The organism is Streptomyces sp. XM4193 (genome assembly GCF_023072595.1).
Lineage (GTDB): Bacteria > Actinomycetota > Actinomycetes > Streptomycetales > Streptomycetaceae > Streptomyces.
This window is the reverse complement of the sequence record NZ_JALLGK010000005.1, coordinates 347684-370305: the sequence shown is the minus strand read 5'-3', so window position 1 is coordinate 370305 and position 22622 is coordinate 347684. Positions and strand designations below refer to the sequence as shown.

Annotated in this window: 15 protein-coding genes; 3 read left to right on the top strand and 12 right to left on the bottom strand. The window is 71.0% G+C overall.

Translation table 11 applies throughout. The annotated features are described in order from the left end of the window. Window positions 1–152: 152 nt before the first annotated feature. The 4 genes from ilvN to MTQ01_RS16790 form a co-directional block, all read right to left on the bottom strand. A complete protein-coding gene (gene ilvN / locus MTQ01_RS16805; protein ID WP_247491238.1) occupies window positions 153–677 on the bottom strand; it encodes an acetolactate synthase small subunit in 525 nt (174 codons plus the stop codon). Window positions 678–701: 24 nt separating this feature from the next. Continuing rightward, the gene (locus MTQ01_RS16800; protein WP_247491236.1) at window positions 702–2558 is read right to left on the bottom strand and encodes an acetolactate synthase large subunit; all 1857 of its coding nucleotides are present in this window, start codon (window positions 2556–2558) and stop codon (window positions 702–704) included. Window positions 2559–3088: 530 nt separating this feature from the next. Further along, window positions 3089–6013: a putative bifunctional diguanylate cyclase/phosphodiesterase gene (locus MTQ01_RS16795; protein WP_374207771.1), complete on the bottom strand. Its 2925-nt coding sequence runs from the start codon at window positions 6011–6013 to the stop codon at window positions 3089–3091. A gap of 483 nt (window positions 6014–6496) precedes the next feature. Beyond that, window positions 6497–7435, bottom strand: a complete 939-nt coding sequence (locus MTQ01_RS16790; RefSeq protein WP_247491234.1) for a 2-hydroxyacid dehydrogenase — start codon at window positions 7433–7435, stop codon at window positions 6497–6499. 152 nt (window positions 7436–7587) lie between these two features. Between MTQ01_RS16790 and MTQ01_RS16785 the strand changes: the two genes are divergently transcribed. The 3 genes from MTQ01_RS16785 to MTQ01_RS16775 all read left to right on the top strand — a co-directional run bounded on the left by MTQ01_RS16785 (window position 7588) and on the right by MTQ01_RS16775 (window position 10413). Further along, the gene (locus MTQ01_RS16785) at window positions 7588–8625 is read left to right on the top strand and encodes an aldo/keto reductase (RefSeq protein WP_247491232.1); all 1038 of its coding nucleotides are present in this window, start codon (window positions 7588–7590) and stop codon (window positions 8623–8625) included. Window positions 8626–8916: 291 nt separating this feature from the next. After that, complete coding sequence (locus tag MTQ01_RS16780) at window positions 8917–10095, top strand: PQQ-dependent sugar dehydrogenase (protein WP_247491230.1); 1179 nt, start codon at window positions 8917–8919, stop codon at window positions 10093–10095. Window positions 10096–10182: 87 nt separating this feature from the next. Beyond that, window positions 10183–10413, top strand: coding sequence for a DUF6191 domain-containing protein (locus MTQ01_RS16775; RefSeq protein ID WP_247491317.1), 231 nt, complete (start codon window positions 10183–10185; stop codon window positions 10411–10413). Here MTQ01_RS16775 and MTQ01_RS16770 read toward each other — a convergent pair. From MTQ01_RS16770 to ligA, 8 genes are all read right to left on the bottom strand, one after another. Further along, window positions 10313–13435, bottom strand: coding sequence for an AAA family ATPase (locus tag MTQ01_RS16770; protein ID WP_308294410.1), 3123 nt, complete (start codon window positions 13433–13435; stop codon window positions 10313–10315). The genes MTQ01_RS16775 and MTQ01_RS16770 overlap by 101 nt on opposite strands. A gap of 70 nt (window positions 13436–13505) precedes the next feature. Then, complete coding sequence (locus MTQ01_RS16765; RefSeq protein WP_211039594.1) at window positions 13506–13676, bottom strand: hypothetical protein; 171 nt, start codon at window positions 13674–13676, stop codon at window positions 13506–13508. A 486-nt stretch (window positions 13677–14162) separates the two neighbouring features. Next, window positions 14163–15671, bottom strand: a complete 1509-nt coding sequence (gene gatB, locus MTQ01_RS16760; protein WP_247491227.1) for an Asp-tRNA(Asn)/Glu-tRNA(Gln) amidotransferase subunit GatB — start codon at window positions 15669–15671, stop codon at window positions 14163–14165. Window positions 15672–15737: 66 nt separating this feature from the next. Next, window positions 15738–15986, bottom strand: coding sequence for a hypothetical protein (locus MTQ01_RS16755; RefSeq protein WP_247491225.1), 249 nt, complete (start codon window positions 15984–15986; stop codon window positions 15738–15740). Next, window positions 15983–17485, bottom strand: a complete 1503-nt coding sequence (gene gatA, locus MTQ01_RS16750; RefSeq protein ID WP_247491223.1) for an Asp-tRNA(Asn)/Glu-tRNA(Gln) amidotransferase subunit GatA — start codon at window positions 17483–17485, stop codon at window positions 15983–15985. The genes MTQ01_RS16755 and gatA overlap by 4 nt, the downstream gene beginning before the upstream one ends. A gap of 5 nt (window positions 17486–17490) precedes the next feature. Further along, window positions 17491–17787 carry an Asp-tRNA(Asn)/Glu-tRNA(Gln) amidotransferase subunit GatC gene (gene gatC, locus MTQ01_RS16745; protein ID WP_211038694.1) on the bottom strand — a complete coding sequence of 99 codons (297 nt, stop codon included), beginning with the start codon at window positions 17785–17787 and terminating at the stop codon, window positions 17491–17493. A 134-nt stretch (window positions 17788–17921) separates the two neighbouring features. Beyond that, window positions 17922–20207 carry a putative bifunctional diguanylate cyclase/phosphodiesterase gene (locus MTQ01_RS16740; protein WP_374207770.1) on the bottom strand — a complete coding sequence of 762 codons (2286 nt, stop codon included), beginning with the start codon at window positions 20205–20207 and terminating at the stop codon, window positions 17922–17924. A gap of 224 nt (window positions 20208–20431) precedes the next feature. Beyond that, window positions 20432–22609 (bottom strand): NAD-dependent DNA ligase LigA, encoded by a 2178-nt coding sequence (ligA, locus tag MTQ01_RS16735; protein WP_247491221.1) that lies wholly within the window; start codon window positions 22607–22609, stop codon window positions 20432–20434. Between the last annotated feature and the right edge of the window lie 13 nt (window positions 22610–22622).

Sequence of the window (22622 nt, the reverse complement as noted above, 5' to 3'; positions counted from 1 at the left end):
CGTCTTGCACGGGGATTCGGTGAGGCTCGTGTCCTCGCACGCCGGGCGCCGCTCGGGCGCGGGCGCGCGAGGGACTGCGCGAGATTGCCGACCGCGTCCGCCGCTTGGGGACACCGTATGCCCGGCCGGGGCGGACGCGGTCGAAGGTCTCGCTATGCGGTCCGCTCCAGGGCGCGCAGCGAACGGTCGGTGATGGAACGCGCGCCGCGCCCGATGGCGATCGTGCCGGACTGCACGAGTTCCTTGATGCCGTAGGGCTCCAGCATCTTGAGCATTGCTTCCAGCTTGTCGCTGCTGCCGGTGGCCTCGATGGTCACTGCCTCCGGGGAGACGTCGACGGTCTTGGCGCGGAAGAGCTGGACGATCTCCACGATCTGGGAACGCGACTCGTTGTCCGCGCGCACTTTCACCAGAACGAGTTCACGCTGGACGGCGGCTGACGGTTCGAGCTCCACGATCTTCAACACGTTGACCAGCTTGTTGAGTTGCTTGGTCACCTGCTCCAGCGGAAGGCCCTCGACGTTCACCACGATGGTGATCCGGGAGATCTCCGGGTGCTCGGTCGTACCGACCGCGAGGGAGTCGATGTTGAAGCCGCGACGGGAGAAGAGCGCGGTGATGCGGGCCAGAACGCCCGGCTTGTTCTCCACCAGGACGGAGAGGGTGTGCTTGGACATGTCGGTCTGCTCTCTCGCTCGCTGTCAGTCGTCGCTGTCGCCGAAGTCGGGGCGCACGCCCCGGGCGGCCATGACCTCGTCGTTGGAGGTGCCTGCGGCGACCATCGGCCACACCATCGCGTCCTCGTGGACGATGAAGTCGATCACCACCGGACGGTCGTTGATGGCGTTCGCCTTCTCGATCACCGAGTCCAGGTCGTCCGGGCTCTCGCAGCGGATGCCGACGCAGCCCATGGCCTCGGCGAGCTTGACGAAGTCGGGGCAGCGGGTGCCCTGCGGCGGGGCGTCGGCGGCCTGCTCCGCACCCGGTCCGCTGTGCAGCACGGTGTTGGAGTAGCGCTGGTTGTAGAAGAGGGTCTGCCACTGGCGGACCATGCCCAGGGCGCCGTTGTTGATGATGGCGACCTTGATCGGGATGTTGTTCAGCGCTGCGGTGACCAGCTCCTGGTTGGTCATCTGGAAGCAGCCGTCGCCGTCGATCGCCCAGACCGTGCGGTCGGGCGCGCCCGCCTTGGCGCCGAGCGCCGCGGGCACGGCGTAGCCCATCGTGCCCAGGCCGCCGGAGTTCAGCCAGGTCGCCGGCTGCTCGTAGTCGATGAAGTGCGCCGCCCACATCTGGTGCTGGCCCACGCCCGCGGCGAAGATCGTGTCCTGCGGGGCGAGTTGGCCGATGCGCTGGATGACCTGCTGCGGGGAGAGCGAGCCGTCCTCCGGCTGGTCGTAGCCGAGCGGGTACGTCTCGCGCCAGCGGTTGAGCAGCGCCCACCACTGCGAGTAGTCCGCCGGACCGTCCGCCGCGTGGTCGGTCTGCACGGCGACCACGATGTCCGCGATGACCTCGCGGGCGTCGCCGACGATCGGGACGTCCGCCATCCGGTTCTTGCCGATCTCGGCCGGGTCGATGTCGGCGTGGATGACCTTGGCGTACGGGGCGAAGGAGTCGAGCTTGCCGGTCACCCGGTCGTCGAAGCGGGCACCGAGCGCGATGATCAGGTCCGACTTCTGCAGCGCGGTGACCGCGGCGACCGCGCCGTGCATGCCCGGCATTCCGACGTGCTGCGGGTGGCTGTCGGGGAAGGCGCCGAGCGCCATCAGCGTGGTGACCACCGGCGCGCCGGTCAGCTCCGCCAGGACCTTCAGCTCCGCGGTGGCGTGCGCCTTGAGCACCCCGCCGCCGACGTAGAGGACCGGCCGACGGGCCTCGGCGATGAGCTTGGCCGCCTCCCGGATCTGCTTGGCGTGCGGTTTGGTGACCGGCCGGTACCCCGGCAGGTCCTGCGTGGGCGGCCAGCTGAAGGTCGTACGGGCCTGGAGGGCGTCCTTGGAGATGTCGACCAGCACCGGGCCCGGACGGCCCGAGGAGGCGATGTGGAAGGCCTCCGCGATCGTGCGGGGAATGTCGGCCGGGTCGGTGACCAGGAAGTTGTGCTTGGTGACCGGCATGGTGATGCCGCAGATGTCCGCTTCCTGGAAGGCGTCCGTGCCGATCGCACGGGACGCTACCTGGCCGGTGATCGCGACCAGCGGGACGGAGTCCATGTGCGCGTCCGCGATCGGGGTGACGAGGTTGGTGGCGCCGGGGCCCGAAGTGGCCATGCACACACCGACCTTGCCGGTGGCCTGCGCGTAACCGGTGGCGGCGTGCCCGGCGCCCTGCTCGTGCCGGACGAGGACGTGACGGACCTTGGCCGAGTCCATCATCGGGTCGTAGGCGGGCAGGATCGCCCCGCCCGGGATGCCGAATACGGTCTCGGCGCCGACCTCCTCAAGAGAACGAATGAGGGACTGGGCGCCCGTGAGGTGCTCGAGGGGGGCGGACTGCTGTCCGCCGCTACGGGCCCGCGGCTGCGGCCTCGGTGCCCCGGTGGCCTGCTCGGTCATCGCTTTTCTCTTCCCGGCTGAGTGAGGGTGGTGACGCTTCGGTCCTGCGGTGTTGCGGTGTTGCCGTGTCCTGCGGTGTTGCCGTGTCTTGCGGTGTCGCGGTGTGTTGCGGTGTTGCGGTCGGAAGGTGTGCCGCGGCGCTGCGGAGGGTGCGGCCCGCGGACCCCGAACTGCCGGTACGGAACCGCCCGTTCGGGCTCCCGGTACCGGAACCCGCGCTTCAGGAGCCGCCGCTGTGGTTCGGCTCTCCCGAAACCGCCTGCCGCGAAACTGCGGTGAGGCACAACTCCGGTACCGAGTGTCACGCACCGTACGGCTCCTCGAGACCAACCCTGGGTGAAGGATGGTGGTTTGGGGTAGTTGCTCCAGGTCGTTGGTGCAACAAAAAACCCCTCGTGCCGTGAGGCAAGCGAGGGGAGCGCGTCCGCTGTGAGATCCAGACGGGTGTGTCCGGCTCAGCCGACGCGCTTTCCAATTACGAGAAGTCGGGTGCGCATGCCACAGACCTTCCTCTGAGCAGGCACTCAGTGTCAAGTGGGTGGGACCGGCGTCTCAGAATGTGGGCGCAGCGGGGAGTGGATGACGGGATCGGGGCTGGCCGCACCGCCCCGGCGGACCGGGAGCGCGCCCGCGACCACCACCGAGCGACCACCGCCGCGGGCCGGCTGCGTGGGCACTCCGACGGGCGGCAGCGGGTAGACGCCGGACGTCAGCGCCCGCCGCAGCCGATGCTCGTCCAACGGGCCGGTGAAGACCTCCCCCTGTGCGTGCGTACAGCCCATCGCCCGCAGCGCGGCGGCCTGTTCGGGCAGATCGACACCGTCGGCATAGGAGTCGACCCCCAGCTCGCCGGCGATCCTCAGCAGCCCCGAGGTCAGCTTCCGCAGCCGCGGCGACTCGATGACGCCCTGCACCAGGTCGCGGTCGAGTCGCAGCACGTCCACGGGCAGCGCCCGCAGCGCGGCCACGGTGCCGTAGCCGCTGCCCAACGCGTCCACGGAGATACGGACCCCGAGCCGGCGCAGCGCCGTCAGCCTGGACTCCAGGTCCTCCAGCGGCACCCGCGGATCGTGCTCGCACAGCTCCAGCATCACCGACTCCGGAGCCAGCCCGTGGCGGGTGAGCAGCTGCTCGAAGGCGGCGCGGTCCAGCGCACGGTCGGCAAGCCGCGCGGTGGGCACCCGCACGGCGACCGGGACCTCGGCACCCCTGCCGCGGCGCGCGGCCGCCATCGCCACCGCCTCCCGCAGCAGCCACCGGTCGACCTCGGCGACACGGTCCGCCGCACGCCCCGAACTGCCGCGCCGCTCCCCCTCCCGCAGGAACTCGGCCGGGGTGAAGAGCACCCCCTGCGAGGAGCGCCACCGCGCCTGGGCCGCCACCGCCGACACCTCGCCGGTGTTCAGCGAGACCACCGGCTGGTGCAGCAGTACGAACTCGCCCTCGCTCAGCGCGGTGCGCAGCCGGCTGGTCAGCTGGGTGCGACGGGCCATCTCGGCCTGCAGCTGCGGCGCGTAGAGCTCCACGCGCCCCTTGCCGGCCTGCTTGGCGCGGTACATGGCCAGATCGGCGTTGCGCGTCAGCTCCGCGGGCTCGATGCCGGGTTCGGCGAAGGCGACACCGATCGAGGCGGCGACCCGCACCTCGTGGTCGCCCTCCAGGCGGTAGGGCTCACTGAGCTTGACCCGCAGCCGGTCGGCGATCTCCAGCACCCGCATCTCGCGCTCGGCCCGGTCGTACTCGCCCTCGCCCAGGATCAGGGTGGCGAACTCGTCCCCGCCGAGACGGGCCGCGGTGTCCTGGGCGCGGATCGAGTCCAGCAGCCGGCGGCCGGCCTGCACCAGCAGCTCGTCGCCCGCCTGGTGGCCGACGGTGTCGTTGACCGCCTTGAAGCCGTCGAGGTCGATGTAGAGGACGGCGGCGTCCCGGTCGGGGCCGTCGCTGCCCCGGCGTCCGCTCAGCGCCTGCTTGACCCGCTCGGTGAACAGCGCCCTGTTGGGGAGGTCGGTGAGCGCGTCGTGCGAGGCGCTGTGCTGCAACTGTGCCTGGAGGCGGACCCGTTCGGTGACGTCGCGGCTGTTGAAGATCAGGCCGTCCCGGTAGCGGCTGACGGTGGACTCGACGTTGAGCCAGCTGCCGTTGCCGTGCTGGAAACGGCACTCGATCCGGGCGGAGGTCTCCCGCTCGGGCGGAGTGGTCAGGTAGCGGCGCACCTCGTGCAGAAAGCGGCCCAGATCCTCGTGGTGGATGAGCACGGACAGCGGCGAGCCCACCAGCTCGTCGGCCGGGCGACCGTACACACCGGCGGCGGCAGGGCTCACATAGGTCAGGACGCCGTCGGAGGAGGCGATCATGATCACATCGCTGGAGCCCTGCACCAGCGACCGGAAGTGGCTCTCCTTCTGGGCCAGTTCACGGGTGAGGCGCACGTTGTCGAGCAGCATCACCCCCTGCCGGACCACCAGCGCCAGCACGACGCTGCAGGCCGTCACGATGACGACGTGGTCGACCTCGCGGCCGTCGCCGAAGTTGTAGAGCACTCCCAGGGTGCAGACCGCGGCGGCGAGATACGGGGTGAGCGCGGCCAGCGGACTGGTCGCCGGCCGCGGATCGCCCGGGCCGGCCTCGGCCTGCTCGGCGCCGGCCGGCGCACCCGAGCCGCCGGAGGGCCCGCCCGCCCAGGGCGCGTAGGCCAGCAGCAGCGAACCGGCGAACCAACCCGCGTCCAGCAACTGCCCGGACTGGTAGCTCTGCTGGAACAGGGGCGTGGTGAAGAGGGCGTCGCACAGCACCGTGAGCGCGAGCGCGCCGATTGCGGTGTTGATCGCCGAGCGGTGTGCGCCGGTGCGTCGGAAGTGCAGCGCCAGGACCATGCTGACCAGCGCGATGTCCATGAGCGGGTAGGCCAGTTGAAGAGAGGCGTGCACCATCGAGCCGTGCCGCCAGGTGTCGCCGTGGGCGAGCGCCAGGCTCCAGGAGAGAGTGACCAGGGAGCCGGCGATCAGCCAGGCGTCGAGGCCCAGGCAGAGCCAACCGGCCCTGTTCGCCGGACGCTTGGCGAGCACCAGCAGGCCGATGACCGCCGAGGGCGCGAAGGCCAGGAAGAAGAAGTCGGCCAGCGAGACGGTGGGCACGGGCAGGCCGAGGACGACCTCGTACCAGCCCCAGACGGCGTTGCCCAGGCAGACCATCGAGGACGAGAAACCGAAGAGCAGCCACGCCGTACGGTGACGGTCGCGCGACCTGCGCGCGTAGAGCAGGCAGGAGCACGCGGCGACCAGGGCCGCGGCAGCGAGGCCGAAGTCGCCCATCACCAGGGCGAGTCGGTCCGATCCCCAGCCCATCGAGGCGCCCGCGGCGTAGCCCGCGCAGGCGACGATCAGCATCCACTGAAGCGCGAGCGGCGGCGGAAAGCCCACTGCGTGGCGCACCACGGCCGGCTGCTGAGCACTCATCGCGTCGCCTCCCCGCATGGTGGACGTGCGCCTGGCGTCACCCAACCGCCCGCCCTTATCCGGCAGTTCGTCCATTGGCCACACATTCGCCCGTCGCCCCCCTGGGTGTCCCGGTATCGACCCGTCCGGACGATACACCAGAACCGTCACTCAGGGACATAGCACCTCTACGCAGCGTGACTTACTCGGGGTATTCTGCTACGCAGCGCACACATTCGCGTTCGAAGCGTGCTATAGGGGCGGGTGTAAGCCCCCGTCCGCCCCATGTCAGCGCGCTGTGCCCGTCCGCCGGGGCTTCGGCGAACGGCACCTCGACAGCGGGCCGTTCGTCACCGCGCGTACCGGGTCAACGGCACCCGGCACGGTCCGTCACGCGTCCGGCGCCTCTGTCTCGGGGCCGTCCGCACGCCCCCGGCCCCGGGTAGCCGAGCGGCCGGCCCTGCTCCGGGCGGCCTGTCGGGCACGTCGGGTCCGTCGGGCCCATCAGGTCGTGGCGACCACGTGCTCCAGCTCCTCGCCCGCTGCGAACCGGCCGAGCTGGGAGGCCAGCAGCCGCCGCGCACGAGGCATGAACGCGGACGACAGCCCGCCGACATGGGGAGTGAGCAGCAGACCGGGCGCATCCCACAACGGATGGTCGACCGACAGCGGTTCGGGGTCCGTCACATCCAGCGCTGCCCTCAGCCGACCGGAACGCAGCTCCGCGAGCAGCGCGTCGGTGTCCACCACCGGGCCGCGACCGACGTTCACCAGCAGCGCCTCGTCCTTCATCCGGCCGAGGAACGCGGCGTCCACCATCCCCCGTGTCTGCTCGGTGAGCGGAGTCACCAGGATCACCACGTCCGCGGTGGGCAGCAGATCGGCCAGATCGCCCAGACCGTGCACCGGACCGTGCACCGACTCCCGGGCCGTGCGCGCGATCCGGTCGACGCGGGCCACCTCGAAGGGGATCAGCCGCTCCTCGACCGCACGGCCGATCGAGCCGTAACCGACGATCAGCACCCGCTTGTCCGCCAACGCCGGCAGTCTCACCGCCTGCCAGCGCCTCTCCGCCTGGTCCCGCACGAACCCGGGCACCCCGCGCAGCGAGGCGAGAGTGAGCGTGAGGGCGAGCTCGGAGGTGCTCGCGTCGTGCACACCGCGGGCGTTGCACAACCGCACCCCCGGCGCCAACCCCGCCAGCCCCGGCGTGACATGGTCGATGCCCGCGGTCACCGTCTGGATCACCCGGAGCTGCTTCATCTCCGGCAGCGGACGCACCGCGACCTCCGGCCCCTTCATGTAGGGGACCACGTAGAACGCGCACTCCGCGGGGTCCGCGGGAAACTCCTTCGAGCCGTCCCAGAAGCGGTACTGGAAGGAGGACGGCAGGCCCTCTGTCTCAGAGGCCGGGAACGGAAGCCATACGTCAAGTGGGGACATGCCAGCAGGCTAACCGTCCCTGCCGACAGCGGGCAGGGCTGCACGGGAGCGTGCGGGGGCGGGCACCCGGGCTCTCCCGAGGGCACCACGGGACGGCGCGGAACGACCGGTTAGTTTGGGGCCTCGAACGGCCAGGGAGGGAGCACGTCCAGGTGGAGCGCAGAACGATCGGTGCGGGGGCGCTGGAGGTGGCGGCGATCGGTCTGGGCTGTATGCCGATGAGTTGGGCGTACACGACCTCCCAGCAGAGCGGTGAGGAGTCGCTGCGCGCACTCAACGCGATGCTGGACGCCAACGCGCGGGTGCGGCAGGGCGCAGCGGTGCCCACACTGCTCGACACGGCCGACATGTACGGGCCGTTCACCAATGAGCTGCTGGTGGGAAGGCTGCTGAGGGCGCGACGGTCGGAGGTGTTCGTCTCCACCAAGGTCGGGCTCCTGGTGGGCGAACAGCATCTGGTCGCCGACGGCCGCCCGAGCCATGTGAGGCGCGCCTGCGACGCCTCCCTGCGACGGCTCGGCACGGATGTCATCGACCTCTACCAGCTCCACCGGGTCGACCCCGAGGTACCGGTCGAGGAGACCTGGGGCGCGATGGCCGAGCTCGTACAGGCCGGCAAGGTGCGCGCGCTGGGCCTGTGCGCGGTCGGTGCGCGTGCGCACCGCCGCGCACGAGGTGGCACGCTGCACGACCCGACCGTGACGCTGCTCGGACGGCTCCAGCAGGTGTTCCCGGTGAGTGCCGTGGAGGCCGAGTTGTCGGTGTGGTCGCCGGACGCCCTCGGGGCGCTGCTGCCCTGGTGCTCGGCGCGCGGCGTGACGCTGCTCGCCGCGATGCCGCTCGGCAACGGCTTCCTCACCGGGCGGCTGACACCCGGCAGCGGCTTCGAACCCGACGACCTGCGGGCCCGACACCCGCGCTTCACCGCCGAGATGATGGCCGAGAACCAGCCCATCGTCGCCGGTCTGCGGCGCATCGCCGAACGGCACAGCGCGGCCGGCACCGAGACCACCACCGCGCAGATCGCGCTGGCCTGGCTGCTGGCCCAGGGGGCGGCGGTCATCCCCGTACCGGGCACCAAACGAGCGGCCTGGGCGAGCGAGAACGCCGGGGCCGCCGCGGTGCGGCTGACCGAGGCCGATCTGCAGGAGATAGCCGAACTCCCCGCCGCCCGCGGCTCCTGGGACTGAACCACCCCGCCCCAGTTGTGCCCCAGCGGACGCGACGCCGGTCAGCGCCGCGGCGAGCAGGCGCCGCGGGTCGGATGAGCGCCGCTGCCGGACGAGCGCTGCGGGCCCCGGGGCAGTCCGGTGGTGCGGCACCGCCCCGGAGCCCGTGCGGTGCCCGGGCCGGCGCCGTACGGGGCGTACCTCCGGAAGGGAGCGGCAGAGAGCGACGCGGCTCGGGAACTTCCGCAGGCCCACCGGACGTACCCCTCGTGTGGTGTGCTGGAGGCCACCGCCCGAGGAGAGGATCACGCTGTGCGACGCTCTGGTTCGACCGCGCTGCTGGCCGCCGCCGTCATGCTGGCCGCCACCGCGTGCGCCGGCGGTCCGGCCGCGAAGGACGAGGACGGCGAGGCCGAGAGCCCGCCCAAACCCTCCGAGCAGCAGAGCAGCCCCGAGGCGGCCCCGGAGGACTCCCCCTCCGCCGACCGGAGCCTGCCCCCCGCCAAGGGCAAGGTGGAGGTCACCACCACGGTCGCCACCGGCCTCGACTCCCCCTGGGGACTCGCCGCGCTGCCGGAAGGAGATCTCCTGGTCTCCTCCCGCGACAGCGGCAAGATCGTCCGGGTCGACGGGGAGAGCGGCAAGAAGACCGAGCTGGGCGAGGTCCCCGGCGTGGAGGCACAGGGCGAAGGCGGCCTGCTGGGCCTCGCGGTGAAGGACAACTACGTCTACGCCTACTACACCAGCGCGTCCGACAACCGGATCGTGCGGATGCTCTACAACCCCAAGAAGTCGCAGGGCCAGCAACTGGGCGCGCCCAGCAAGGTGTTCAGCGACCTCCCCAAGTCCAGCACGCACAACGGCGGCCGTATCGCCTTCGGCCCCGACGAGATGCTCTACGTCGGCACCGGGGACGCGGGGGCGCCCGACCGCTCCCAGGACAAGGAATCCCCCGCCGGCAAGATCCTGCGGATGCAGCCGGACGGATCTCCGCCCGAGGACGGCAACGCGGAGGACGAGTCGGTCGTCCTCTCACTCGGCCACCGCAATGTGCAGGGGCTCGCCTGGGATCGCGAGAAGCGGCTCTGGGCCTCGGAGTTCGGCCAGAACGAGTGGGACGAGCTGAATCTCGTCAAGCCCGGCAAGAACTACGGCTGGCCCGAGGTCGAGGGCGAGAACGACGGCGAGCAGTCGGGCTTCACCGACCCGGTGGCGCAGTGGACCACCGATGAGGCTTCACCCAGCGGACTCGCCTGGGCCAAGGGCTCGCTGTGGATGGCGGGTCTGGGCGGCGAGCGGCTGTGGCGCATCCCTCTGGACGGCGAGAAGCCACTGGCCGAGCCCGAGGCGTTCCTCGAGGGTGATCACGGGCGGCTTCGCACCGTGGTGTCGGACGGAAGCGACGGTCTGTGGCTGGTGACCAGCAACACAGACGGCCGTGGGGATCCCAAGAAGGGCGACGACCGTATTCTGAAATTGAAGGTGCGCTGACTCCGACACCGGCCCGCGGCCCCGGCCGCGCACTGTGGACAGCCACGCCGGCCTCGAGCGGGAAGGAGCCCGAGAGTGTTCGGTCCCATGGAGGAAGTGTTCAATCCCGGTGCCCAGCATGCCGAGGACGAGAAGCAGCGGCTGGAGCACACACGCTTCGAAGACGGCAACAACGACCCGGCCAGAGGCCAGGTTGATCTGGACTCCGGCCGCATCCTCATTTCTCTGCCCGGGCAGCAGGCGGCGCTGCCGGGGCCCCGCCTCTCCGAGACCGAGCCCGGCCAGATGCCTCGGCAGCAGGAGCCGGAAGCAGTCTGAGGCGGTGCGCCATCGCTGCTGCCTCTCCCCTGCCGGTCACCGAGAGCTTCGACAGGATGTTGGAGACGTGCACGCTCGCCGTCTTCGGTGAGATGAACAGCTCCTGGGCGATCTGACGATTGGTGCGCCCGACGGCCACCAGCGCGAGCACCGCCCGCTCCCGGCGGGTGAGGCCGAACGACTCCAGCTCCTTCTCCCGCTCCTCGCCGGAATCCTCCACCTCTTCACACGGAGTCTCGGCGATCCGCTCTGCGCCCTGCTCCGGCTCCGCCAGCGAGATACGAGCCCGCAGCGCGAGCTGCTCGATCCGCTCACTCAGCGGACGGGCCTCCAACCGGGACGAGACGCGGTAGGCGTCGACCAGCACCCGCGCGGCCTTCTCGCGCCACTCCGGCCCTTCTTTCTCGCCGAGGAGCGCCTCGGCGAGGCGATACCGCGCCTGGGCCAGCGGGAACGGACAGGGCATCGCCTCCAGCGCCTCCACTGCTTGCGCCCAGCTCTCCGAACGCGACTTCCCGGCCGCCCGCAGCAGCTCCGCATCGGTCAGCAGGCCGTGGGCGGCGGAGAGCGGGACCAGCCGGGGCAGCCGCCGAGCCGCCTCTTCGATCAGCTCGAGCACCTCGGCCCGCCCGGGCTCCGCGGACGGCAGGCCCCGCAGGTCCGATTCGGCGGAGGCAGCGGCGAAGAGCAACGGCCAGCCGTAACCCTCCATACCCATGGGGAAGCCGTTCTCCACGGCCTGCCTGAGGATGGCCCGGGTCTCCTCGACCCTGCCCCTGGCCGCCTCGATCTCGAGCTCCAGCCGGGCCAACGGGATGACGTACTGCGGCTGCGGATCGTGCGGGCCGTACCACTTCCGCGCCTCGGCGAGCTCCTGCGAGGCGAGGCCGGTGTCGCCCCGGTAGACGGCGAGCTGACCGGCACGCAGCGCCGCGAAGGCGCGGGGCTTGACCCCCTGAGCCAGCCGGCGGATCTGCTCGATCGCCTCGGTCACCTCGTCCCACCGGCCGAGCATGCACAGCGTCGCGGCGCGGTTGCCGTGCAGCCACGCCTTGGTGTCCTGGAGGCCGTACTGGTGGGCGCGCGCGATGCCGTCCTCCAGGACCTCCAGTGCCTGCTCGTACCGGCCGACGTGGTCCAGGGTGCCCGCGTAGTTGATGTGGGCACGGCCCAGGATCGCCACATAGCCGCGCTCGCAGACCCGCCTGACCGCCTCCGCCATCACCTCCAGGCCCTCGGTGATGTCCCCCGTGTCGACCATCCGCCCGCCGAGGGTCAGCCTGGCATGCAGCTCGATGCTCTCGGCTCCGACGACGGAGGCGAGCTCCACCGCGCGCTGGGCGGTGGCCAGATTGTCGGCGCGGGGGTTGTGGTTGGCCTCCCAGGCCGCGGTGTGAGCCAGCACCTCGGCGTGCACCGGCGACGGGTCCAGCCCGTGCACCAGATCCTGCGCCTGGCTCAACTCCGGCCAGCCGTCGCCCTTTCCGGTGCCCTCCATCAACTTCGAGCGCTGAATCCAGAACCACGCCTTGCGCAGCGGATCGTCGTGCTTGTCCAGCAGCCGCTGGGCCTGCTTGATCACGGCGAGCGCACGCTTGCGCTCGCCGGCCATGAGCGCCGCATGGGCGGCCTCCGCGAGAAGGTCCAGATAGCGAACCGACTCGTCCGTCGCCCCGCAGACCGGGTACGCACCGACCTGATCGGGCGGGCGCACATCCAGACGAGTCTCCCAGTCCGCGTCCTCCCACTGCTCCAGAGCCCTGTCCAGCAGGCGGAGTTGCTCGGCGAAGGCATAGCGGCGCCTCGCCTGCACCGCGGCCTCCAGCACCGCGGGGAGCGCTTTGGCGACATCGTGCGCGTAGTACCAGTAGCTGGCGAGACGGGCGGCGCGCTGATCGGGCCGGACCAGCTCGGGAGTTGATTCAAGGGCTTCGGCGTATCTGCGGTTGAGCGCACTGCGCTCGCCCGGCAGCAGATCGTCGCAGACCGCCTCACGGACCAGGGCGTGGCGGAAGCGATAACCTTCGCCGTCCTCAGTGGGCGCCAGCACCTTTGCCTCGACGGCGGCACGCAGCGCGCCGATCAACTCGCTCTGTGTTTCCTCGGCCACCTCGGCGAGCAGCTGGTACTCCACAGTGGAGCCGCCTTCGGCCACCAGCCGGACCACCTGCTGGGCAACCTCGGGCAGCGCCTCGACCCGGACCAGGAGCAGGTCGCGCAGCGAATCGCTGATGTCGGAGTCGCCACTGCTGGTGGCCAACTCCTCGACGAAGAACGGGTTTCCCTCGGAGCGCTCGAATATCTGCTCCACCAGCTCGGGCTCGGGCTCGCGCACTCCCTGGATACCGGCGATCTGGGCGCGCACCTCGTCCTGGCTGAGCCGGGGCAGCTCGATCCGCTGCACGGAACGCAGCCGGTCGAGCTCGGCGAGGAACGGCCGCAGCGGGTGCCGCCGGTGAATGTCGTCGGAGCGGTAGGTGGCGACGAGCACCAACTGCGCACGGTGCAGCGATCGCAGGAGGTAGGCGAGCATCTCGCGGGTGGAGCGGTCCGCCCAGTGCAGATCCTCGATCACGAGCACCAGAGTGCGATCCTGCGCGAGGGCCTCCAGCAACCGGCCGCTCAACTCGAAGAGTCGCGCGCGGCCGTCCTCCTCACGGAACTCCCGGGCCGCGTCGCCCAGCTCGGGCAACAGCCGCGCGAGCTCGCCCTCCTGCCCGGCGGCGGCGTCGGTGAGCTCTTCACCCAGCTCCCGGTGCAGCGAACGCAGCACCGTCGACACCGGCGCGAACGGCAGTCCTTCGGCTCCGATCTCGATGCAGCCGCCCACAGCGGCAACGGCACCGGACGCCCGCACGACATCGAGGAACTCCTCGACGAGCCGGCTCTTGCCCACTCCAGCCTCGCCACCGACGACCAGGAGCTGTGGCTCACCGGTGCCGGCACGGGAGAGGGCTCGTTCGAGGGTGGACAACTCGGCCTGGCGGCCGACGAATACGGGGCTGATGCTCGATGCCTGCACAGGTCCGAGCATCGCATGGGGCACAGGAAACACGGCAGGGCCTGTCGCGGGTGAGCTGCCGGACCGCCGGTCAGGCAGCCTTCACCCAGCGACGGGCGCGCTCGGCGACGCGCTCGGCCACACGGTCGGCAAGCGACTGGGCCGCCTCGGCCCGCACGACCTCGCGGGCAAGGCGGTCCGCCTCTGCCGCGGCGTGCAGGTCGGCGATACGGGACTGGTAGACGATCGTGTGCTGCTGCATGACGGGCTCTCCTCTTCACCGGATTCACCGGATCCTCGTTGCGATGCTTCAAGAATCCCCTCTGAGGTGGCCCGGTCACATCGGGCGACTGCCTGATCTATCGACGCCATATGCCTTAGAGAAGGCGCATCAACTGAGTAAGCATCCTTAGATACCTAGGCATTGAGCCGCTTCTCCTCCTTAGTTGACCGACAAGGGCCTGGTGTCCACCGCCTTACCGCGACCCGGCGCGGCCCAGCGCGACCGACCACGAGCGCCCGACCCACACGCGCGCGGAGCCGCACCCGGCACCCGAACCCGGCACTCACACCCAACCCCTCCCTTGACGCCCCTGACGCCTCACATCACACCCCTGCACCCCCAACAACCCCACCCCACACACCACTCCCGCCCCACCACGCCGCGAGGGCCGGACCGTGCGCCGCTGTGCGACACACCGCCCGACCCTCGCCGACCGCGCGCCGGGACCACGTCCCGGCAGCAGCCTCAGCCCTCGACGCCCAGCTTCTCCAGGATCAGCTCCCGGACCCGCGCGGCGTCCGCCTGGCCCCTGGTGGCCTTCATGACAGCACCGACCAGGGCTCCGGCCGCAGCGACCTTGCCGCCGCGGATCTTGTCCGCGATGGCCGCGTTGCCCTCGATGGCCTCGTCCACCGCCTTGCCTAGCGCGCCCTCGTCGGAGACGACCTTCAGGCCGCGCTTGTCGACGACCTCGTCGGGCGTGCCCTCTCCGGCCAGCACACCCTCGATGGTCTGCCGCGCCAGCTTGTCGTTGAGCGAGCCCTCGGCCACCAACTCACAGAGTCGCGCGACCTGTTCGGGGGTGATCGGCAGCGATCCGAGGTCGACCCCGTCCTCGTTGGCGCGACGGGCGAGCTCGCCCATCCACCACTTGCGGGACTGGTCGGCCGGCGCACCGGCGTCGATCGTGGCGAGGATCGGGTCCAGCGCCCCGGCGTTCAGAACCGACTGCATCTCGTGCTCGGAGATGCCCCACTCCTCGCGCAGGCGGTTGCGACGAAGGCGCGGCAGCTCGGGCAGCGTGGCGCGCAGCTCCTCCACCCACTCGCGGCTCGGCGCCACCGGCACCAGGTCGGGCTCCGGGAAGTAGCGGTAGTCCTCCGCCTCCTCCTTGATCCGGCCCGAGGTGGTGGAGCCGTCCTCCTCGTGGAAGTGACGGGTCTCCTGGAGGATGGTGCCGCCGGCGTTCAGCACGCCCGCGTGGCGCTGCATCTCGAAGCGGGTGGCCCGCTCCACGCTGCGCAGCGAGTTGACGTTCTTCGTCTCGCTGCGGGTGCCGAACTTCTCCCGGCCGATCGGCCGCAGCGAGAGGTTCACGTCGCAGCGCATCTGGCCCATCTCCATGCGCGCCTCGGAGACTCCGAGCGCCTTGATGAGCTCGCGCAGCTCGGCGACGTACGCCTTGGCCACCTCGGGCGCGCGGGCGCCCGCTCCGACGATCGGCTTGGTGACGATCTCGATGAGCGGGATGCCGGCCCGGTTGTAGTCGAGCAGCGAGTGCGAGGCGCCGTGGATACGGCCGGTCGCACCGCCGATGTGCGTCGACTTGCCCGTGTCCTCCTCCATGTGGGCGCGCTCGATCTCCACGCGGAAGACCTCGCCGTCCTCCAACTGGACGTCGAGGAAGCCGTTGAAGGCGATCGGCTCGTCGTACTGGGAGGTCTGGAAGTTCTTCGGCATGTCCGGATAGAAGTAGTTCTTCCGGGCGAAGCGGCACCACTGCGCGATCTCGCAGTTCAGCGCGAGGCCGATTCGGATCGCGGACTCGACGCCGGTCGCGTTGACCACCGGCAGCGAGCCGGGCAGCCCCAGGCAGGTGGGGCAGGTCTGGGTGTTGGCGTCGGCGCCGAGCGTCGTCGAACACCCGCAGAACATCTTGGTGTTGGTGCCGAGCTCGACATGGACCTCGAGGCCCATGACGGGGTCGTAGGACGCGAGCACGTCCTCGTACGACACCAGGTCAGTGACAGTCACGGAAGTTTGCCTTTCACCTTGCTCGAAACGCTCGGCGCGGGGCCTGTGCCCCACGCGCCGGGCGTTTCAGTCCGCGAGTACATCGAGGTCGCCCTCGTTGCTGATCCGGCGCAGCTCGCGCACCAGCAGCGCGATGCCGGTGGCCACGGCCGCCGCGGAGACGACCGCGTCCACGAGCTGGAGCTTGTCGTGCTCCAGGCGAGCGGTCTTCACCTGCTTGGCGATGCTCACCGCGCCGAACAGCGTGGTGCCGATGGACAGGTAGGTGCCGGCCTTGGACTTCTTGAAGCTCTTGGCCTTGTTGATCTTGCTCACAGTGACGGTGCCTCCTCAAGCAGCGGGTGTCCCCACCGTGCCTGGAAAGCGGCCTCCACGGCCGCACCCACACGGTAGAGGCGGTCATCGGCCATGGCGGGGGCGATGATCTGCAGCCCCACCGGCAGCCCGTCCTCGGGCGCCAGACCGCACGGCAGGGACATCGCCGCGTTGCCGGCCAGGTTGGACGGGATGGTGCACAGATCGGCGAGGTACATCGCCATCGGGTCGTCCGCCCGCTCGCCGATCGGGAAGGCGGTGGTCGGGGTGGTCGGCGAGACGAGCACGTCCACCGACTCGAAGGCCCGCTCGAAGTCCCGGGTGATCAGGGTGCGGACCTTCTGCGCCGAGCCGTAGTAGGCGTCGTAGTAGCCCGAGCTGAGCGCGTAGGTGCCCAGCATGACGCGCCGCTTGACCTCGTCGCCGAAGCCCGCCTCACGGGTGAGCGCGGTGACGTCCTCGGCCGAACGCGTGCCGTCGTCGCCGACCCGCAGGCCGTAGCGCATGGCGTCGAAACGGGCGAGGTTGGAGGAGCACTCGCTGGGCGCGATCAGGTAGTACGCGGCCAGTGCCTTAATGAAGGACGGGCAGGAGATCTCGACGATCTCGGCACCCAGCTCCCGCAGCAGCTCCACCGACTCCTCGAACCGCTGCATCACACCGGCCTGATAGCCCTCGCCGGCGAACTCCTTGACGACGCCGACGCGCACACCTTTGACGCCGCCCTCACGGCCCTCCCGCGCCGCGGCGACGACCTGCGGGACAGCGGCGTCGATGGAGGTGGAGTCCATCGCGTCGTGGCCGGCGATCGCCTCGTGCAGCAGGGCCGCGTCGAGCACGGTGCGGGCGCAGGGGCCGCCCTGGTCGAGCGAGGAGGAGAAGGCCACCATGCCGTAGCGGGAGACGCCCCCGTAGGTCGGCTTCACTCCCACGGTCGCGGTCACGGCGGCCGGCTGACGGATGGAACCGCCGGTGTCGGTGCCGATCGCCAGCGGGGCCTGGAAGGAGGCGAGCGCGGCGGAGGAACCGCCGCCGGAGCCGCCCGGAATGCGGGTGAGGTCCCAGGGGTTGCCGGTGGGGCCGTACGCGCTGTTCTCCGTGGAGGAGCCCATCGCGAACTCGTCCATGTTGGTCTTGCCGAGGATCACCACGTCGGCTTCCTTGAGCCTGCGGGTGACCGTCGCGTCGTACGGCGGGACCCACCCTTCGAGGATCTTGGAGCCGACCGTGGTCGGTACGCCCTCGGTGGTGAAGATGTCCTTGAGCGCCAGCGGAACGCCGGCCAGCGGGCCGAGCTTCTCGCCGCGCTCCCGCTTCTCGTCCACCCGGCGGGCGGCGGCCAGCGCGCCCTCCCGGTCGACGTGCAGGAAGGCGTGCACCTTCTCGTCGACGGCCTCGATGCGGGCCAGGTGGGCCTCGGTCACCTCGACAGCGGTGACGTCGCCGGCGGCGATGCGCGCCGCGGTCTCGGCCGCGGTCAGTCTGGTCAGATCAGCCATGCCGGTCACTCCTCGCCCAGGATCTGCGGGACCTTGAAACGCTGCTGCTCCTGCGCGGGGGCGCCGGAGAGCGCCTGGTCCGCGGTGAGACTCGGCCGGACCTCGTCCGGGCGCATCACGTTGGTCAGTGGAAGCGGGTGCGAGGTCGGCGGAACATCCTCGTCGGCGACCTCGGAGACGGCGGCGACCGCTCCGATGATGTCGTCGAGCTGTCCGGCGAAGTGGTCGAGCTCCTCGTCCTTCAGCTCCAGGCGAGCCAGCCGGGCGAGGTGAGCGACCTCCTCGCGCGTAATGCCAGGCATGCGGCGATCCTTAGGGGTTCTTGGCAGTCTGGTCCGGAGCGACTCCGGATCGGTTGCCCAATCCTATGGCGCGCGGCGCACTGGATGCCGCCCGCCCGTGGGGAGCGGGCCGCGGCAAGGAGCCGACGCGGGCCTCAGCTCCGGCCGCGACCCGCTCTGCCCTGCGGCGACAGCGGTTTGCGCATCGGCTGGGTCTCGGAGGGGTCCCGCTCCGCGCCGGCGCTTTCCGCGGGCGGCTCGGCCGGGGCCGGAACCGACGCGGGCTCGGCCCGCTCCGGGTCCTGGACGAGCGCGGGCGGCACCGGCGCCCGCACCGAGTCGCGGGCGCGCAGCCAGGACGTCGCCTCGGCCGGCGGCAGCGCGGCCGAGACCAGCCAGCCCTGTACGGCGTCGCAGCCCAGGTCCCGAAGGCGCTCCCAGGTCTCGTCGTCCTCCACGCCCTCGGCGACCACCAGCAGACCGAGCGAGTGGGCGAGGTCGATGGTGCAGCGGACGATCTCGGCGTCCTGAGTGTCGATCGCCAGCCGGGCGACGAAGGAGCGGTCGATCTTCAACTCGCTGACCGGCAGCCGCCGCAGATGCACGAGCGAGGAGTAACCGGTGCCGAAGTCGTCCAGCGACATCTTCACCCCGTGGCCGGTCAGTGCCGCCAGGGTGGCCGCCGCCTGCTGGGGCTCCTCCAGGAGCACATGCTCGGTGATCTCCAACTGGAGCGCGGAGGCCGGTACGCCGTGCCGGGCGAGCCGGGCCGCGACGGAGCCGGCGAAGCCGGGACTGTGCACATCCCTCGGGGAGACGTTGACGGCGACCGGGACGTCCAGGCCGGCCGCCCGCCAGTTGGCGACCTGGAGCAGTGCGGTCTCCAGCACGTACTCGGTCAGCCGCGGCATCAGCCCGGAGCTCTCCGCGATGGCGATGAACTCGTCCGGCGGGACCCTGCCGCGCTCCGGGTGCCGCCAGCGCACCAGGGCCTCCAGCCCCGCCACCTCGCCGTTGAACCGCACCTTGGGCTGGTAGTGCAGCTCCACCTCGCCGGCGTCCAGGGCGCGGCGCAGATCGCCCAACAGACCCAGCCGGTCCGGGGTGTTGCCGTCGCGGTGGCTGTCGTAGACCTCCACGCCGCTGCGGTCCCGCTTCGCCGCGTACATGGCCACGTCGGCACGGCGCAGCAGCCCCTCGGCCTCGTCCGCGTGGTCGGGGAAGACCGCGACACCGGCGCTCGCCTCCAGGACCAGGGTCAGCCCGTCCAGATCCAGTGGTGAACCGAGAGCTGCGACCAGGGTGCGGGCGGAGCGCTGGGCGCTCGTGGCCGAATGGGTCTGCGGCAGCAGCACGGCGAACTCGTCGCCGCCCAGACGGGCCGCCTCGGCGCCGCGGGGCAGTGCGAGGCGGAGCCGGTCGGCGATCTGCAACAGCAGCCGGTCGCCGGCGAGATGGCCGAGGGTGTCGTTGACCGAGCGGAACCGGTCGAGGTCTATCAGGACGAGAGCGGACTTGGTCTGCTGCCGCTCGGCCTCGTCCAAGGCCATCCGGGCCCGCTCCATGAGCCACATGCGGTTCGGCAGACCCGTCAGAGGGTCGCGCAGCTGCTCCTCGGCGCGAGCCCGCGCCATCCACAGGGTGGAGTCGACGGCGATGAGCGGTATGGCGAACAGCGGGAGCAGCAACGGCATGTGGACCGCCACCACCACGATCAGCGGCGAGAGGCCGAGCAGGGCGACGCAGAGCAGGGCCTGGCGGACCAGCGCGCCCCGGGTCGCGGTCGGCAGGCCGCCGCCGCGCGGTGAGAGGCAGAACCAGAGCAGCAGCCGGGTGACCAGCAGATAGGTGCAGGCGGCGATGAGCACTTCGGGCACGGCTGCCGGCTGCCAGTCCCCCGGCGTCCAGGGCGACTCCACGGAGTGGGAGGTGCCGAACGCTGCCATGGTGAGCGCCGAGGCGCCGATGCCGAGGATGTCCGCGGCGCCGTGCACCAGCGCCTCCCGACGGCGACTGCGGCGCGCGACCGCGACCAGGACGACCAGGACAAGACTGACGAGCGCGGCCGGCACCCAGCCGTACAGCAGCAGCACCGCCAGGGTGAGGGCGGCACCCGAACCGGTGCCGCCCCACCAGCGGTCGCGCCCGAGCGCGACGAGATGGCCGACGATGATGCCGGTCAGGATCGCCAGGCCCCAGCCGACCGTGCTGCCGGGGAAGAGCGCCCGGCCGTCGTCGAGCACCCGGAGGACGCCGACCAGCAGCGCCAGGAGCGCACCGACGACCACCAGAGCGGGCAGCGCGAAGCGCTGATCCTCCCGCGCGCCGTACAACCGAGAAGGCTTCACTCTCTGTGAGTGCCGCTCCTGGGGACCCGCGAAACCGGGACGGGGAGGGCGAGTTCTCGCTCGCGCCGCCCGGTCCTGCGGATTCTGCTGCATGCGTCCCTCTCCCGGCCTTCAGTGCCATGCCACGGCGGGCGCGCGGAAGCTGCTGGTGGCGCCCGCTTCGGGGCAGCAGTCGCCGGGTGTCCGAAAGCCCGGCCCCGCGGACCCGGACACGCGCTCCACCAGGCCCCTCTCCCGCGTCCACCGAAAAAGGTGACGGCGAGTCAACCAGGGCGCTCCGTACGGCCGTTCAGTCGAACGTTACCCAACTGCCCAGGCTATTCAGTCGGGTTTACCGCACTTTCCCTGGCCGCATCGGGCCCTTCGGCCAGCAGGACGCCGAGGCCGGCGTCGTCCAGAAGGGGCACCTTGAGCTGGACGGCCTTGTCGTACTTGGAGCCCGGACTGGCGCCGGCGACGACGAAGTGGGTCTTCTTCGACACCGATCCGGTCACCTTCGCGCCCTGCTGCTGGAGCGCGTCCCGCGCCGCGTCGCGGGTGTAGGAGTCCAGGGTGCCGGTCACCACGACGGTCAGGCCGTCCAGCGGTCTCGGCCCGCTCTCCTCGCCGCCCTCCTCCTCCATGCGCACTCCGGCGGCCCGCCAGCGCTCCACGATCTCTCGGTGCCACTCCTCCGCGAACCAGCTCTTGAGGGACGCCGCGATCGTCGGTCCGACACCCTCGGTGACGGCGAGCTCCGTCTCCTCCGCCTCGGCGATGCGCTCCAGCGAACGGAACTTGCGCGCCAGCGCCTCGGCGGCGACCGGGCCGACGTGCCGGATGGAGAGCCCGGTGATGACCCGCGCGAGCGGACGCTCCTTGGCCGCGCGGATGTTCTCCAGGAGGGCCAGGGTGTTCTTCCGGGGCTCGCCCTTCTGGTTGGCGAACAGGGTGACGACCTTCGGCTCGCCGGACTCCGGGTCGCGCTTGGGCAGCCCGCTGTCCTGGTCGAGCACGTACGTCTTGATGGGCAGCAGCTGCTCCACCGTCAGGTCGAACAGCCCTCCCTCGTCGCGCAGCGGGGGCTCGGCGGGCTCCAGCGGCTGGGTCAGAGCGGCTGCGGCCACATAGCCGAAGTGCTCGATGTCCAGCGATTTGCGCCCGGCGAGGTAGAAGAGCCGCTCGCGCAACTGGGCCGGGCAGGAACGGGCGTTGGGGCAGCGGAGGTCGATGTCGCCCTCCTTCATCGCCCGCAGCTCGGTGTCGCAGTCCGGGCAGTGGGAGGGCATCACGAACTCGCGCTCGCTGCCGTCCCGCAGGTCCGCCACCGGCCCGAGGATCTCCGGGATGACGTCGCCCGCCTTGCGCAGCACCACCGTGTCACCGATGAACACGCCCTTGGCGCGCACCACTTCCTGGTTGTGCAGGGTGGCGAACTCCACCTCGCTGCCGGCCACCGTCACCGGCTCCACCACGGCGTACGGCGTGACTCTGCCCGTCCGGCCGACACCGACCCTGATGTCGACGAGCCTGGTGTTCACCTCTTCGGGCGGGAACTTCCAGGCGATCGCCCAGCGCGGCGCCCGGGAGGTCGAGCCCAGCCGCCCCTGCAGCGGGATCTCGTCGAGCTTGACGACCGCGCCGTCGATCTCGTGCGCCATGCCGCGCCGGTTGGCGGCGGCGTCCTTGATGAACTTCCGCACACCTTCGAGCGAATCGACCACGCGGTTGTACCGCGAGGTCGGCAGTCCCCACTCGGCCAGCAGCTCGTACGCCTCGGAGAGCCGGCTCATGCTCTCGCCCTCCAGCGCCCCGATGCCGTGCACCAGCATGCGCAGCGGGCGGGTGGCGGTGACCTTCGGGTCCTTCTGGCGCAGTGAACCGGCCGCGGCGTTGCGCGGGTTGGCGAAGGGGGTCTTGCCCTCGCCGACCAGCCGGGCGTTGAGGTCGGCGAAGCTCTCCATCGGGAAGTAGACCTCGCCGCGCACCTCGACGAGGTCGGGCACCCGCTCGCCGCTCAGCCGGTGCGGAATGTCCTCCAGCGTGCGGACGTTGGGGGTGATGTCCTCGCCGGTGCGGCCGTCGCCCCGGGTGGCGGCGCGCACCAACCGGCCCTGCTCGTAGGTGAGGTTGACCGCGAGTCCGTCGATCTTGTGCTCGCAGAGGAAGTGGTAGGACAGCCCCTCCAGCTCACGGGCGATCCGGTCCGCCCAGGAGTCGAGCTCCTCCTCGTCGAAGGCGTTGTCCAGCGAGAGCATCCGCTCGCGGTGGGCGACCTCGGTGAACTCCGTCTCGTAGCGGCGGGCCACCTGCTGGGTCGGCGACTGCGGGGTGCGCAGCGAGCCGTACTGCTCCTCCAGCGCCTCCAACTCCCGCAGCAGCCGGTCGAACTCGGCGTCGCTGACGACCGGGGCGTCCTTCACGTAGTACCGGAAGCGGTGCTCGTCGACCTCCTCGGCCAGGGCCGCGTGCCGCTGCTGTGCCTCGGCCGGTACACCTGTCTCTTCGGCAGCCACCGTCTGTTCCTCC

Bases quoted from the DNA above. Each gene is read 5' to 3' on its own strand.
- ilvN (WP_247491238.1), bottom strand. From the start codon at position 677: ATGTCCAAGCACACCCTCTCCGTCCTGGTGGAGAACAAGCCGGGCGTT.
- MTQ01_RS16800 (WP_247491236.1), bottom strand. From the start codon at position 2,558: ATGACCGAGCAGGCCACCGGGGCACCGAGGCCGCAGCCGCGGGCCCGT.
- MTQ01_RS16795 (WP_374207771.1), bottom strand. From the start codon at position 6,013: ATGAGTGCTCAGCAGCCGGCCGTGGTGCGCCACGCAGTGGGCTTTCCG.
- MTQ01_RS16790 (WP_247491234.1), bottom strand. From the start codon at position 7,435: ATGTCCCCACTTGACGTATGGCTTCCGTTCCCGGCCTCTGAGACAGAG.
- MTQ01_RS16775 (WP_247491317.1), top strand. From the start codon at position 10,183: ATGGAGGAAGTGTTCAATCCCGGTGCCCAGCATGCCGAGGACGAGAAG.
- MTQ01_RS16765 (WP_211039594.1), bottom strand. From the start codon at position 13,676: ATGCAGCAGCACACGATCGTCTACCAGTCCCGTATCGCCGACCTGCAC.
- gatA (WP_247491223.1), bottom strand. From the start codon at position 17,485: ATGGCTGATCTGACCAGACTGACCGCGGCCGAGACCGCGGCGCGCATC.
- gatC (WP_211038694.1), bottom strand. From the start codon at position 17,787: ATGCCTGGCATTACGCGCGAGGAGGTCGCTCACCTCGCCCGGCTGGCT.
- MTQ01_RS16740 (WP_374207770.1), bottom strand. From the start codon at position 20,207: ATGCAGCAGAATCCGCAGGACCGGGCGGCGCGAGCGAGAACTCGCCCT.